The organism is Bacillus sp. D386 (genome assembly GCF_006346415.1).
This window is the reverse complement of record NZ_VEMV01000002.1, coordinates 605,434-620,119: the sequence shown is the minus strand read 5'-3', so window position 1 is coordinate 620,119 and position 14,686 is coordinate 605,434. Positions and strand designations below refer to the sequence as shown.

Below are 14,686 nucleotides of genomic sequence, written 5' to 3'. Positions count from 1 at the left end.
GAAAAAGACAGGCAAAGGTACGTACACGTGACTCCTCTGCCTGCTTTATTTATCATTTCCCAAGAAATAACTAAATATTAATCAACTACTAAGATTATTTTTCCTCTCGCATGAGAGGATTCACTTAATTCGTGTGCATTTTTAACACCTTTTTCATTTAAAGGGAAGGTTTCACCAACTACTGGTTTCAATCTTCCCTCGCTAAGAAGCTTAGCCAATTCTTTTAGCTGGTTACCATTTGGGTTTAACCATACAAATTCTTCCGTAATGCCATAACGATTGGCTAATTGTTCGTTTGGCGGGTCTACAATGGATACCAATCTGCCGCCTCGACGTAGGATTTTCATGCTGGCAGTTTGAACGGATGTCCCAATTGTATCTAAAACAGCATCGTATTTTGTCAATTTATCTTCTATATTTTCGGTATGGTAGTCAATGCATAGATCGGCTCCTAATTCCTTTAGAAATCCATGGTTTTTTTTGCTGGCTGTGGTGGCTACATAGGCTCCTTTAAGTTTAGCTAATTGGATTGCGTACGAACCAACACCTCCTGCACCACCATGAATAAGAATTTTCTGTCCTTCCATAATTTCCAATGCATCAAATAAACACTGATATGCCGTCATTCCAGCCAATGGGACGGATGCAGCCTCCTTAAAAGATAAATTATCAGGGATTTTCGCAATTAGTAATTCATCAACAGCTGTGTATTCAGCATAGGCTCCATAACGAGTTGTATCGAGACGTGCAAAAACCCTGTCTCCATTTGTAAAATCAACGACGTGTTTACCAACCTCTTTAACAATTCCTGCAACGTCCAAGCCTAATATAATAGGGAATTCGAATGCATATTGATCAGCAAGATGGCCTTCTCTTAATTTCCAATCAATTGGATTGACGGATGCAGCTTTTACTTCGATTAAGACCTGATTATCTAATAGAGGCGGCTTTTCAACTACTTTTTCTTTTAAAGCATTCTGTCCGCCATACTCTTCTATTACTATTGCTTTCATCTTGGTATTTTGCATATAATTCCTCCTTGACTGGTAATTAAGGCTTTGGAAATCCTTATTATGTTCATTCCCTGTACAAAAGAAGGTAACCGTTTTTAACGTGTAATGAATAAAAAACAGGAAATTTATCCTAAGAGGATTAATTGAGTTTTTATCTTATAAATGGAGGATTGAGTTATCTAATTTTGAGGAAGGTATGGATTACTGCCATAAGTAAGACGGAGGAGAAGGGAGGGATGATCATCCTCTAAAGAAAATGTCTAAAACATTGCTGCTAGCAGAGGACTTTTTATTATAAAACTCCGAATAGCCACAATGATTGCATTAAACTACGAGAAATTGATTATTTTGAATATCAAACATTTTTGACAGACCGGTTCCTGTCATAGAAACTTCTTTTTGGCTGGCATCAAGGCTTCCACATTTAAACATCCTGATTGTGACAAAGCAAATCACTCCTTTTATGAAGATAATTTCCGATATAATTATAACATTAAAAAACATGTCCCAGTTGCCTATATAGGCGTGGGACATGTTTTTTAGGTAGCTGCTTTTTCATCACTCTTTATAAATTTGAGAACAATAAAGAATAAAATCAATGAAATAGCACCAAAGCTATAAAAAAGATAAGATTGATTATGCTTCATAAAATAAGACATGAGTGGAGGACCTGCTGCTACACCAAAAAATCGTGCCGAGCTGTAAAAAGATGTGATTGTTCCTCTTTGTTTTTTATCGATGTTTTCAGTAATAATTGCATCCAGTGACGGTAAAATCGTCCCAAGGCCGGCACCAAAAATCGATAATACTCCGATTAATATATAGATATTATCGAAATAAGTTGTAAAGGTGATGGCAATCGCGCTAACAATGATAGAAGCCAGAATTAGGATTTTCATTAATTTAATATTATCTTTTATTTTTTTTCCGGTGATAAATGAAGCAACACACAAGAAAAATAGGGGAACAGCAAGCACAAGTCCCTTTTTAATTTGATGAATATCATACTTGGATTCAAGTATGGAAGATAAATAAAACTGGATGGCAAACAATATTAACATGACGAATGCCCCTGTCAGGAATACACTGTATAACCATGACCCATCCTTCTTAAATATTTTTTTGGTATCCTTTAAAAATTCTTTTAGTGTAGGAGGTTCTTCTGTTTTCTTTGGCAACTTTATACAAAAAAGAATCATAAAAAATGTGACTAAACTTAAAAAAGAGATAGCAAAGAAAGGAAGAAACCATAGAGAAATGGCTAATGCAGCTCCAAGTACGGGACTTAAAACTTTTCCAAAGGTATTGGATGTTTCCACAATTCCCAGAACAGAGCTTGCTTTATCATCGTCTTTAAAAAGATCGCCAACTAAGGGTAATATGATTGGAAAAGCACCAGATGATCCTATTCCTTGAATGATTCGTCCTATTATAATGACCATAAATGGATTTTCCATTTTCCAAGAGGCAAAGCCTGATACTAGCCCGCCGATAAAAGCTAAAACTAAACTAGGCAGTAAGATCATTTTCCTCCCAAAACGGTCGGATAAATATCCTGCAATCGGTATTAAAAGGATGGAGGCGATTGAATAGCTTGTAATAATCAAACTGGATTGGAAAGAGGAGATTCCAACTCTCTTTTCTAAAATAGGTAGAACAGGGATAAGCATTGAATTACCTAATGTCATTATTAGTGGCACTGCTGCTATACTGGCCAAACACCAAAAACTAATTTTATCGGTATCCGTTTGTGAACTCATTTAATTCCCTCATCTCTCTAAGCAGTTCTATGCAATTACTTTGCCACACAGGATGAGAAATTATGTACATTAAGTGTTCTTAAATGCTTATTATAAATGGATTGGAATATATATACAAAAGAACTGTGAAGGTTATTCACAGTTCTTTTTTGCCTAATCATCCGAAGATAAAATACCAATAAATCTAAGGATAAAAAGGAACAGGTTAACAAAATCAAGATATAAATTGAGTGCAGCCAATGGGATTTCATCTTCAGGTACTCCGTACTGTTTCATACGGTTCACATCATATAATACGTATCCGCTGAATACGAGTATACCTATAAATGAATAGACAAGCATGGCAGTAGAAGATAAAGGTGAAAAAATATTGAAAATCCCAATAACCAGGATGGCGAGCAATGCGGCTAACAGAAATCCGCTTAAAAATGTTAAATCCCGCTTTGTTGTCGCGGCGTAGAGAGAGAGTCCGCCAAATACAACTACTGTAGCAGCCAAGCTCATGATAATGGGCTGCGGTCCTATTGTTACTAAATAGTTTGCGATTACAGGATATAAGGTGATGCCTGATATAAAAGTAAACGCATATAAGAAACTATATGAGAGAATTTTCCTTCTTCTCACAAAAAACGCCGCAATAAGCATACCGAATTCTATAATCATCAGTGGCAAGAACAAGGATGGAGGAACAAAATTACCTACAATAAAGCCAATTAAAGAAATAGCTAATGATAAAGCGAAAGTTCTGATAACGGCTGGAATGTGATATTTATTGGTTTCCGTATATGAATTCATTTATTTACCTCTCCTTTTATTTATCATATATGTATCTACGATTAACTATATCAAAGGTTTCAAGGAATATCCTGATTTTTACATAGAAATAGTAGAGACAAATACAAATGGATTTTATATAATAAAAATAAGAACATTTGTTCTTTTTTTGGTAGGTGTTGTATATAGCTGTGAATATTTGGGAGTGTTAGGTTCAGGGCTCTAGTGTATACCATTTTATGCTATTCTATGATTATGAGGATGAGGAAAGGGGGAGACTTTGTGAACTTTACATTTATCCATGCTGCTGATATCCATTTAGATAGTCCATTAAAAGGTTTATCAAGATATGAAGGAGCACCAGTCGAAAAGTTGCGCAGTGCTACCAGAGATGCATTTAAAAATATGATTGATTTTGCTATTAAAGAAAAAGTGCATTTCATCATTATTGCAGGTGATTTATATGATGGGGATTGGAAGGATTACAATACAGGTCTCTTTTTTGCAAACGAAATGGCAAGGCTAAAAATGCATCAAATCCCTGTTTATATGATTAAAGGGAATCATGATGCAGCAAGTATCATTACTAAAGAAATAAAACTTCCTGATAATGTTTATATTTTTGATGATAAAAAATGCAAAAGTATGTTTATAGATGAACTTGGAGTGGCCCTACATGGTCAAGGATTTTCAACACGTGCTGTAACAGATAATCTTGCTAAAAGCTATCCGCAAAAGGAAGATGGATATTTCAATATTGGGATTTTGCATACATCGGCAGTAGGCCGGGAAGGACATGAGAATTATGCCCCCTGTTCCATAGAGGACATGAAGGGGAAAGAATATGACTATTGGGCTCTTGGGCATATTCATAAACGGGAGTTTTTATGTGAGAAAAACCCAGTCATTCTCTTTCCAGGCAATATTCAAAGCCGGCACAGCAAAGAGACAGGTCCAAAAGGATGTTCCTTGATTAAAGTTAGCGATGGTCAGATACAGGAATTAAATCATATATCACTGGATGTATTACGCTGGGAGATCATTGAGATAGATGCGACCCCCCTTGGTGATTACGATCAATTTCTCCAGAAAATCGAAGAGCAGCTGGAAAATTACCTAGATACTGCAGATGGTAGAATGCTCGCAGCCAGAGTAGTCGTCAGTGGCAATACTTCTTTATATCAGGAGCTTATGAAAAATAAAGAAAAAGTATTAAATGACATTAGATCTGCAGCTTTTGCCGTTGGACATGGGCAAATATGGATAGAGAAAATAAAGAATAAAACGGCTCCACCGTTAGAGTCCAATCATTTCTCTGATGAAAATAACCCAGTGACCTCCATTTTTAACTGGCTTGAGAAAAGTGATATGGATGAATTGCTCGAAGATGTAAGAAAAGAGTTTTCTGCGATTACTAACGTATTACCGACCGATTTAAAAAGAGGAGAGAATATGGTTATTCCTGATTCAGTTGCCATGCTGGAAGAAAAACTGGAGGAAGTTAAACAACTGGTGAGCCTTGAGTTACAAATGGAAGGAGGTAAATAAGGCATGCGTTTTGAAGAGTTAAATCTGACTGCGTTTGGTCATTTTACTGATTACCCGGTTAACTTTCAGCCAAATCAATCTTTACACGTAGTGTATGGAAATAATGAAGCTGGAAAGAGTACTATGCTGCGTTCTATTACTCAACTCTTGTATGGCATTCCGCATAATTCTAAGGATTCATTTTTACATCCCAATTCCAATTTACGTATAAAGGCCCGCCTATCCAATTCATCGGGTAATACTCTGTCCTTCATACGAAGGAAAGGAAAGTCAAAGACCATTCTTAATGAGGCGGGAGAAGCATTACCAGATAATGTTTTATTACCGTATATAAATGTGCTGTCAGAGGAAACATTCCGAAATATGTTTGCACTCAATCATGAAACTTTGCGAGAAGGCGGAGAAGCTTTGCTTGAGTCAAATGGAAGCGTCGGAGAGAGCTTATTTGCTGCAGCTTCAGGGATAAATACAGTAAAGAAAATTATGCAGGAATTTGATTCGGCAAGTAAAGAATTATATAAATCAGGTGGTTCAAAACCAAAAATAAACGAATTATTAAAGAAAGAAAAAGAGTTAACTCGCCGACTTAATGATTCGCAAATGCTCGCCAGACAATGGATGCAGCTGGAGGATGATTATCTTCATGGTAAGAAACAGCTGGATGAATTAAGAGAGCATTACCTCCAGGTAGACGCAACTCTAAAAAAATTATCGAAGTTAAACCAAGCTGCTCCTATTCTTATTGAAAGAGACAGATTAATAGAGCAACAAAAGAGCTTCACTGAAATTCCGGATTTACCCAACGATTTTAATTTACAAAGAGAAAATGTATTAAATGAATTAAAACATGCTGATGAAAATGCCAAAATATCCAATACAGAAATAATGGCGCTTGAAGAGAAGTTAGCCAAACTGGATATCGATGAAAAACTTTTAACATGTGAGTCTAGGATTCAATCTCTTTTCAGCCAAGTTGGTGCATACGAGAAAGAGAATAAAGACTTACATGTAAATGAGGCAAAGGCTGAGCAGGCACTCAATCGGATGAACGATATTCTCCTTAAGCTGGGCTATAGTAGGGTAGATAGTGTCAATATTGAGGATTTTAGAATTGCCATTTCTCGCAAAGAAAAAATCCGTATGCTTTATAAGCAATATGGGATTTTACATGAAACGATAAAAGAAATAAATAAACGACATGAAAGTCTAAAGGAAACTGTTGCTTTAAAGCGTGCGGAATGGGAAGGTTTTGGAGAAGTAAAGAATATTGCCAAGCTTAAACTTGTGCTTGACCATGCCCAGATAGAAGGAAATATTGAAAAAACCATAGATGTTTTATCAGAGGAAATGAAGGATCTTAAAGACAAATCAATGGAAGAGCTAAACTATTTACCACTATGGGATGGTTCGGTAGAGGAGTTTGATTCCTTTTACATTTCCATTTTAGAAGAAACTATTAATCAGTACATCGGGCAACTTGAAAGATTTAATGAAGATAAAACAAATTTAGAGCGCAGTATTAAGGTTGAAAAAACGATTATTTTGGAAGCGGAGAAATCGATTGCTGAATTAGAAGCCTTGTCTGTTATTCCTACAGAAGATGATTTAGAGAGAACCCGTCAGATTCGCGACCATGGTTGGAGCTTAATTAAGAATAAACTTAAAGGTGAAGACATTGATCGTGAAGCAATTAAGGAATACTGCAGTCAGCAAGAGGTAGAAGAAAAATTTGAGCATGATTTAAAAACAACGGATGAACTTTCAGATACTATGTGGAAAGAATCTGCAAAGGTGGGCATGAAGAATAAGTCGTTGCAGGATATAAAGAGATCTGAAACCAAAATTGCAGCTGCAGAGACACAGCTGCAGTTCCTTAAAGATGAGATGAATCTGTTTTTTCAACAGTGGAATGAGCTATGGCAGCCGTTCGGTATTGAGCCATTATCGCCAACTGAAATGAAAGAATGGGTAAGAAAATACACGGTTATTAAGCAGAATCAAGGCGAATATAAAAAGAAACAGAAACTTTGGGATGAGCTGACAGAAAAACGATTGGCTATCAAAAGCCGTTTATACCTTGCCCTGTCAGAAGTAATCGATGATCTAGATACTCAAGTGTCAGAATGGACACTCACAGACTTAATAAGAGAAGCAAATAGAGTAGTCCATTTAGCAACAGAGCGTTTCAATGAGAAGAATTCATTGGAAAAAGAGTGGAAGAGCAAGGCTGCTGATCTTAAACAAATCGAGCAGGAGCTGGCGAGCAAGCAAAGTGAATTAGTCAATTGGAGAGAAGCATGGGAGGATGCTACTAAACCCTTGCAAGTTGAAAGTCAGGCTCCGATTGATTACACAATGGAAAGGCTTGATAAGTACAATGAATTGACTACTACGTATGATGAATGGGCAGATATCAATAGCAAAGCAAAAGCTGGCATGTTATTTGTACAGGATTATGTAGATTATATCAGAATTGTAGCTAACACGTTACAGTTACCTGAACCAATAAATATCCAATCCTTTATCTATGATTTAACGAATCAGTTGCAGGAGCAGAAAAAGTGTAAGCAAAATCAACTCGAATGGCAAGGACAATTGGATAAACGGAAAAAAGAATATCGGTTAGCGAAGGATAAGAAAGAGATGGCGCTTAATCGTCTTGATGAATTGTTACAGACAGCAAGTGTAAAGACCATCGAGGAAATGCAAATTATTGAAGATAAATATCGACAAAAGCAAAAGCTGTCTGCAGAACTGATCAATCTGGAGAAGGTGTTACTTGAGATTGGCAATGGCTTATCGATTCAAGAAATGAAGGATGAAATAGACAAGCTTGATTTAGATTTTATGGAAAGTGAAATGGCAGAATTAAAGGCAGAGCTTGCAGATTTGGAAGAGAAAAGAACGGAACAGAACCAAATCTTTGGTGTATGCAGAAAAGAATATGAAGAAAAGATTAAGGGAAATTCATATGCAGCTGTTCAGGCCGCAGAAGAAAGAGAAAGTATCCTGGCTGAGCTCGCAGAATTGACCGATCAATATGTCCAAAAAAAATTAGCTACATTTGTATTACAGAAGGGAATAGAATATTTCCGTTCCGAAAATCAAAATCCGATTTTAACAAAAGCATCAAAACTGTTTGCAAAATTAACACTGAACTCCTTTGAAGGATTGACTGTTGATTATAATGAAAAGGATGAAGAAGTACTACTGGGTTTAAGAAATAACGAGAAAATTGGAATAGACGCGATGAGTGATGGAACAAAAGATCAATTGTATTTATCCTTAAGAGTTGCAAGCATAGAAAAATATTGTGAGGAAAATGAACCTATTCCATTTATTGTCGATGATATTCTTGTTCACTTTGATAATGAACGTTCAAAAATTACGTTATCTATCTTAAAAGAATTATCGAAAAAAACTCAAGTTATCTTTTTCACTCATCATTATCATTTATTGGATTTGTTGGAGGAAACATTGTCGCATGAGGAGTATCAATTGATTCACATTCATAAAGAGGCCGTCATGAGCTGAAATTAAAAGAAGACCAATTCAAACTTTATGAATTGGTCTTCTTTTTCTTGGTTCACTTTATTATTTTGTATTTTCTTTCTCAGTGATTTCAGAGATTTTATTCATGTTGTCCTGTAATTGAAGCTTTGTGCTTGATTTACTTAAGAACTGATATAACATTCCTACAAATATTGCTCCACCGACAATATTACCCAAAGTAACAGGAATCAAATTGTAGATGGCATTTCCGATTGTAATGGTATCAGGATGTGGTGATACTAATGCAATTGAGAATAATGATAAGTTTGCAATGCTATGTTCAAAGCCTGATGAGAAGAATAAAAATACAACTGCAATCATCATTGCCATTTTAGCTCCGTCACCTTTTACTTGGCTAGGCAAGTAACAAGCTAAACAAACAAGCCAGTTACAAAGGATTCCTTTAAAGAATAAAGCTGAAACAGATCCATGCATTTTATAAGAAACAATTTCGTGCATTAAATGCTCGTTTGGAATGTGGCTGAATATGCCTGTAAGGTAAAATAAAATGGCAAAGAAGATTGCCCCAACAGCATTGCCAAGATAACAAGCGCCCCAGTTTCGGCCTAAATCTCTGAGAGTTACCTCATTACGCATATAAGCGACAGTGAAATAAGCGGTATTACCGGTAAATAGCTCTGCCCCACCGTAAATAATGAGTATTAATGCGATACCAAAGAAAAGTGCCGGGAATAGGTATGCAAAAGGTGAGTCGGCTACCCTGAAATATTCTCCTGTTCTAAAGCAGGTAATGATTACAAACCCTACAAATATTCCTGCCATCATCGCTCTTAAGAAATAATGAAGAGGAAAATGGTCTAACAGCCTTTTCTTTTTCTTTGCAAGGGCAACTAAATACTGTAATCCTTGTTCTTCCATGATGTTAAATTCCTCCTATGCTGAAAAAACGTCTACTAAATAAACTACTATGACTTCTATAATTAATCAATAAGCTTGTGAAATTATTCACTTTTCTGATAGCCTCTTTTATTCAAATAAGGTAAACTTGCGTAAATCTTGTGATTATCTTCCACCGAATACGGGTAAGGTAAGTATAAGGATGGTGATTATCTTGAAAAGTAAAATCTTAAAAAGAGTTATTGCAGCAGCTGCACCTTTCGTGATCAGCTATATTACAAAAAAATTAACCAATAAGAAAAAAGTAGCTTAAAGGACGGGCAATAATGCTCGTTTTTTTTATGTTATCTTACCTTGCCCCAAAGAATTGCGAAATACTTAAACGGACACTAATTGACTGTAATTCACTACATATGAGAAAATATGACTGTTTGATTAAAACTTATGATTCGCCTATTCACATATTATTTTTTTACATGGTATATTTGATAAGATGGATTTTGATTTTAATAAGAATTGTTAAAGTGGTTATTTTCTTTTTACAACATCAAAGTATCATTGGAGATGTAGATCCAAGATGAATAGATTTATGAAGTTTTACTATATATAAAAGGATGGCTTACATGACAAATTTAAAAGAACAGATAGAATCAAGAAGAACCTTTGCAATTATTTCTCACCCTGACGCAGGTAAAACGACGTTAACAGAAAAGTTGCTCTTATTTGGTGGCGCAATCCGTGACGCTGGAACTGTAAAAGGACGTAAAACCGGTAAATATGCGACAAGCGACTGGATGGAAATTGAGAAGCAGCGTGGAATTTCCGTAACCTCTAGTGTTATGCAGTTTGACTATAATGGGACCCGTGTTAATATCCTCGACACACCTGGACACCAAGATTTCAGTGAAGATACGTACCGTACATTAATGGCTGTTGATAGCGCAGTTATGATTATTGATGCTGCCAAAGGGATTGAAGCACAAACATTGAAATTATTTAAGGTTTGTCGCATGAGAGGAATTCCTATTTTCACATTTATTAATAAAATGGATCGCCAAGGTAAATTGCCGCTTGAGCTATTGGCTGAGTTGGAGGAAGTGCTTGGAATAGAATCCTATCCAATGAACTGGCCAATCGGGATGGGTAAAGACTTCTTCGGTATTTATGACCGTTATTATAACCGAATTGAAATGTTTAAGGCTGAAGATGAAGAGAGATACTTAAAATTGAATGAAGAAGGCGAAGTAGAAGATGAAAATCACTCTATTGTTGAGTCTCCTTTATATGAGCAAACATTGGAAGAAGTGTTATTGTTAAATGAAGCAGGAAATGAATTTTCGCGTGAAAAAGTCAGAAATGGTGAATTAATTCCTGTATTCTTTGGAAGTGCCCTTACTAATTTTGGCGTTCAGACATTTTTGGATACGTATTTAGAGTTTGCGCCAAAGCCTCAGCCAAGACCATCATCCGTGGGGCCGGTTGAACCCGTTCAGGATACTTTTTCAGGATTTATATTTAAAATCCAAGCAAATATGAATCCGATGCACCGTGACCGAATTGCCTTTTTGCGCATTTGCTCAGGTAAGTTTGAACGTGGGATGACTGTTCAATTAAGCCGAACAGGCAAGCCTATGAAACTTAATAATTCAACACAATTTCTTGCAGAGGAAAGAAACAATATTGCTGAAGCAGTAGCAGGAGATATTATCGGATTATATGATACAGGAACCTATCAGATTGGTGATACGCTAACTTCAGGAAAAGAAGCATTTTCTTTCGAACGTCTGCCACAATTTACACCTGAAATGTTTGTACGTGTCAGCGCTAAAAATGTATTAAAACAAAAGCATTTTCACAAGGGAATTAATCAGCTTGTACAGGAAGGTGCCATTCAATTATTTAAAACAGTTGGGATTGAATCCTATATTCTTGGAGCAGTCGGACAGTTACAGTTTGAGGTATTTGAGCACCGTATGAAAAATGAGTATAATACAGAAGTTATCATGGAAAGAATGGGTGACAAGATTGCCCGTTGGACAACGAATGAAAAAATCGATGAAAAGCTTTCAAGTTCAAGAAGTCTTTTGGTACGCGATCGCTATGATCAATATGCTTTCTTATTCGAAAATGACTTTGCACTGCGTTGGTTCCAGGAAAAAAATCCTTCTATAGAACTATATAATCCAATGGATCAGCACGAACGTTAACTAAATTTAAGCAGGATTTAGCCTATATAGGGTTAAATCCTGCTTTTTTCTGTTATATAACAATTAACCATTGACATATTTTTCTAAATATTCTTACAATAGTGGAAAGAAGATTAGGAGAGTGAAACAATGAAACATGTCTATTTTTTTACCGGGTTTCCAGGTTTTATTTCAAATCAACTAATAAGAGAGCTAAAAAAACAGGATCAGTTATTTAATAAAGTGATTGCTATTGTACTGCCGTCTGTGTGGCATAAGGCTGTCAGTGAAAGATTAAAAATTATAAACGAGTTCAATTTAGATGAAAATCAGTTTATCCTTATTGAAGGAGACATCACCAAACCCGGTTTAAACATCAGTAAAAAAGAAAGCGGTTTCAAAAAGGGAGAAATTACCCATTTTTTTCACTTAGCTGCGATTTATGATTTAGCTGTTCCAAAAAATATAGCCTATTTGGTGAATGTCGATGGAACACACAATGTAAATGATTATGTATTGACCCTTCCTAACCTATTGAGGTATACCTATTTTAGTACAGCTTATGTAGCTGGAAGACGTGAAGGAAAGCTGTATGAGCATGAATTAATTAAACCAGATAAATTTAAAAATTATTATGAAGAAACCAAATATGAAGCAGAAGTCCTTGTTCGAAAGATTATGGATCATGTTCCTGTTACAGTCATTCGGCCGGGTATCGTAAAAGGAAATACCCTAACTGGAGAAACCATTAAATTTGACGGCCCATATTTTATATTAAATTTCCTCGACAGAATCAGATACCTTCCAATTATCCCTAATATAACTAAGTCAACCTGTGTGATCAATTTGGTTCCTGTTGACTATATAATAAAAGCAACAGCTTATTTAACTTTAAGCCCTAAAGGTGCTGGAAAAACATATCATTTAACGGATCCTAATCCATATACGGTTACAGATATTTATAAGTTGTTTTTGAAAGGGTATAATGGAAAACGACCAATTGGGTATTTGCCGTTCGGGCTGACGAAAATGGCTTTATCAATCAAGCCAATAAGAAAGTTTCTGGGTGTGGAAGTTGAATCACTTGATTATTTCACCTGGAAAGGAGAATTTGATTGTGTACAGGCACAGGCTGATTTAGCTGAAGGGGGCATTTTATGTCCTGATTTTAAGGAAGGTGTAGTGCCAATGGTTGAATATTATAGAGCCAATAAGAACAATCGGGCGTTTCATATAGAGATTACATAATTAGAGGAGGAACAAAGTTGGAAGCCTTAAAAGAAATGGTAAATGTATATGCTCCTGCAACGGGAGAACTGATTATGCAGTATGAGGAGATGCCGGCTAGTCAAGCTGGTGAAATAATGAATAAATCCAAAGGGGCTTTTCTTTCGTGGTCACAATTAGATATAGACGAACGTTTACGCTATCTAAAGCAGTTGCGGCATACGATTGTGAATAGACTTGATGAAATTGTTGAGCTCATTTCAAAGGATACAGGGAAAGTCAAAACAGATGCATTAGTGGCTGATATCATGCCTGCCCTCGATGCTATTAGTCATATTGAAAAACATGCGAAAAAAACATTTAAGGCACAAAAGGTTCGTACACCTTTTTTGTTAATGGGTCATAAATCGAGTATTCATTATATGCCAAGAGGCTCTGTGCTTGTTATCTCACCATGGAATTATCCATTCCTTTTGGCTATGGTTCCTGTTGTATCCGCGCTTGCAGGCGGTAATACGGTTATTTTGAAACCATCAGAAGTTACTCCGGCAGTGGGTAAGTTAATTGAAACATTGTTTAAAGAAGCTGGATTTCCTGATCATGTTTTTCAAGTAGCCCATGGCGGTAAGGAACTTGGTGCCAGTCTTACGAAGCAAAAGCCTGATTATATCTTTTTTACAGGGTCTGTAGGTACGGGACGTATTATTCAGGAAATAGCAGCACGAGATCTTATCCCAACCACTCTTGAGCTCGGTGGAAAGGATCCAATGATTGTGTTTAGTGATGCTGATTATAAGCGTGCAGCAAAGGGGGCTGTTTGGGGAGCATTTACAAATAGCGGTCAAGTTTGTATGAGTGTAGAGAGATTGATTATCCAAAGAGAGGCGCTTGAGCCATTCTTACAGGAGTTACTTCCAATTGTTAATCAATTAAAGCAAGGAAATGGAAAAGAATCAGATATCGGTTCTATGACCTCAATACAGCAAATATCTATTGTAAGAGAGCATATTGAAGATGCCCTATTAAAAGGCGCCACTCTCCTGACTGGTGATCCGCCTTCTGAATGGAATGAAAATTCCATGTTTATTAAGCCGATTGTTTTAACAAATGTTTCAGAGGATATGCTTGTGATGCAGGAGGAAACATTTGGTCCGGTTCTGCCTATACTGACTGTTGAAACAGAAGAAGAAGCTATACGAGCCGCTAATCATTCCAAATACGGATTAAATGCAAGTGTTTGGACAACAAATAAGGAAAAAGGACGGCTGACAGCTAAGAAGCTTTTGTCAGGTGCTGTGTTAATTAATGATGTTTTAATAACAGTTGCCAATAATAATCTTCCATTTGGCGGAGTTAAAGAAAGCGGAATAGGCAGGTATCATGGGGATCAGGGTCTTCGTATATTTTGTCATGAAAAAGCAGTAATGGAAGATATGGGCCTCAAAAAATCGGAGATTCAGTGGTATCCTTATGAAGGGAAATATGAACATTTCCATGCACTGTTAACAGCCTACTTTGGCAAAAGGAAATCGATGATGAAGGTAATCAAGGAATATCTGAAATTAATAAAACTATCAAAATAAATACTATCTATGAGTTAATACTTGCGCTTGTATCCAGAAGCCAATATAATAGGTATACAAACTTCATACAAACCTTTCAAAGGGGAGTAGCGTTAGGGAAACCTAAAACAAAGTCGTCAGTACGTGGTTTTTACCATCGGCTTTGTTGGCATTTTTACAATGTCTAGCAAGACCTTTGTCAAAAA

At 36.3% G+C, this 14,686-nt stretch carries 9 protein-coding genes, 1 pseudogene and 1 riboswitch; of the genes and pseudogenes, 5 read left to right on the top strand and 5 right to left on the bottom strand.

What is annotated here, in order from left to right:
* Positions 1 to 77: 77 nt before the first annotated feature.
* From FHY45_RS07985 to FHY45_RS07970, 4 genes and pseudogenes are all read right to left on the bottom strand, one after another.
* Positions 78 to 1,028 (bottom strand): NADP-dependent oxidoreductase, encoded by a 951-nt coding sequence (locus FHY45_RS07985; protein ID WP_306821536.1) that lies wholly within the window; start codon positions 1,026 to 1,028, stop codon positions 78 to 80.
* 225 nt (positions 1,029 to 1,253) lie between these two features.
* Positions 1,254 to 1,459, bottom strand: a pseudogene (locus tag FHY45_RS07980) (zinc ribbon domain-containing protein).
* A 93-nt stretch (positions 1,460 to 1,552) separates the two neighbouring features.
* Positions 1,553 to 2,773 (bottom strand): MFS transporter, encoded by a 1,221-nt coding sequence (locus FHY45_RS07975; RefSeq protein ID WP_066100997.1) that lies wholly within the window; start codon positions 2,771 to 2,773, stop codon positions 1,553 to 1,555.
* 153 nt (positions 2,774 to 2,926) lie between these two features.
* Positions 2,927 to 3,568 carry a Bax inhibitor-1/YccA family protein gene (locus FHY45_RS07970; protein WP_066100995.1) on the bottom strand — a complete coding sequence of 214 codons (642 nt, stop codon included), beginning with the start codon at positions 3,566 to 3,568 and terminating at the stop codon, positions 2,927 to 2,929.
* 261 nt (positions 3,569 to 3,829) lie between these two features.
* Between FHY45_RS07970 and FHY45_RS07965 the strand changes: the two genes are divergently transcribed.
* Both FHY45_RS07965 and FHY45_RS07960 read left to right on the top strand, forming a co-directional pair.
* Positions 3,830 to 5,095, top strand: coding sequence for a metallophosphoesterase family protein (locus FHY45_RS07965; protein WP_066100993.1), 1,266 nt, complete (start codon positions 3,830 to 3,832; stop codon positions 5,093 to 5,095).
* A 3-nt stretch (positions 5,096 to 5,098) separates the two neighbouring features.
* Positions 5,099 to 8,629, top strand: a complete 3,531-nt coding sequence (locus tag FHY45_RS07960) for a YhaN family protein (protein WP_139891325.1) — start codon at positions 5,099 to 5,101, stop codon at positions 8,627 to 8,629.
* Positions 8,630 to 8,689: 60 nt separating this feature from the next.
* Here FHY45_RS07960 and FHY45_RS07955 read toward each other — a convergent pair whose 3' ends face one another.
* Entirely contained in the window at positions 8,690 to 9,526 is an 837-nt protein-coding gene (locus tag FHY45_RS07955) for a formate/nitrite transporter family protein (protein WP_066100989.1), read from the bottom strand.
* Between the two features lie 602 nt (positions 9,527 to 10,128).
* Here FHY45_RS07955 and FHY45_RS07950 point away from each other — a divergent pair.
* The 3 genes from FHY45_RS07950 to FHY45_RS07940 all read left to right on the top strand — a co-directional run bounded on the left by FHY45_RS07950 (position 10,129) and on the right by FHY45_RS07940 (position 14,501).
* Positions 10,129 to 11,712, top strand: a complete 1,584-nt coding sequence (locus tag FHY45_RS07950) for a peptide chain release factor 3 (protein WP_066100986.1) — start codon at positions 10,129 to 10,131, stop codon at positions 11,710 to 11,712.
* Positions 11,713 to 11,841: 129 nt separating this feature from the next.
* The gene (locus tag FHY45_RS07945; RefSeq protein ID WP_139891324.1) at positions 11,842 to 12,939 is read left to right on the top strand and encodes an SDR family oxidoreductase; all 1,098 of its coding nucleotides are present in this window, start codon (positions 11,842 to 11,844) and stop codon (positions 12,937 to 12,939) included.
* Between the two features lie 17 nt (positions 12,940 to 12,956).
* Positions 12,957 to 14,501 (top strand): aldehyde dehydrogenase family protein, encoded by a 1,545-nt coding sequence (locus FHY45_RS07940; protein WP_257468954.1) that lies wholly within the window; start codon positions 12,957 to 12,959, stop codon positions 14,499 to 14,501.
* 69 nt (positions 14,502 to 14,570) lie between these two features.
* Positions 14,571 to 14,666: riboswitch (yybP-ykoY riboswitch) on the top strand.
* Positions 14,667 to 14,686 lie beyond the last annotated feature (20 nt).

Bases quoted from the DNA above. Each gene is read 5' to 3' on its own strand.
- FHY45_RS07985 (WP_306821536.1), bottom strand. From the start codon at position 1,028: ATGCAAAATACCAAGATGAAAGCAATAGTAATAGAAGAGTATGGCGGA.
- FHY45_RS07975 (WP_066100997.1), bottom strand. From the start codon at position 2,773: ATGAGTTCACAAACGGATACCGATAAAATTAGTTTTTGGTGTTTGGCC.
- FHY45_RS07970 (WP_066100995.1), bottom strand. From the start codon at position 3,568: ATGAATTCATATACGGAAACCAATAAATATCACATTCCAGCCGTTATC.
- FHY45_RS07960 (WP_139891325.1), top strand. From the start codon at position 5,099: ATGCGTTTTGAAGAGTTAAATCTGACTGCGTTTGGTCATTTTACTGAT.
- FHY45_RS07955 (WP_066100989.1), bottom strand. From the start codon at position 9,526: ATGGAAGAACAAGGATTACAGTATTTAGTTGCCCTTGCAAAGAAAAAG.
- FHY45_RS07950 (WP_066100986.1), top strand. From the start codon at position 10,129: ATGACAAATTTAAAAGAACAGATAGAATCAAGAAGAACCTTTGCAATT.
- FHY45_RS07945 (WP_139891324.1), top strand. From the start codon at position 11,842: ATGAAACATGTCTATTTTTTTACCGGGTTTCCAGGTTTTATTTCAAAT.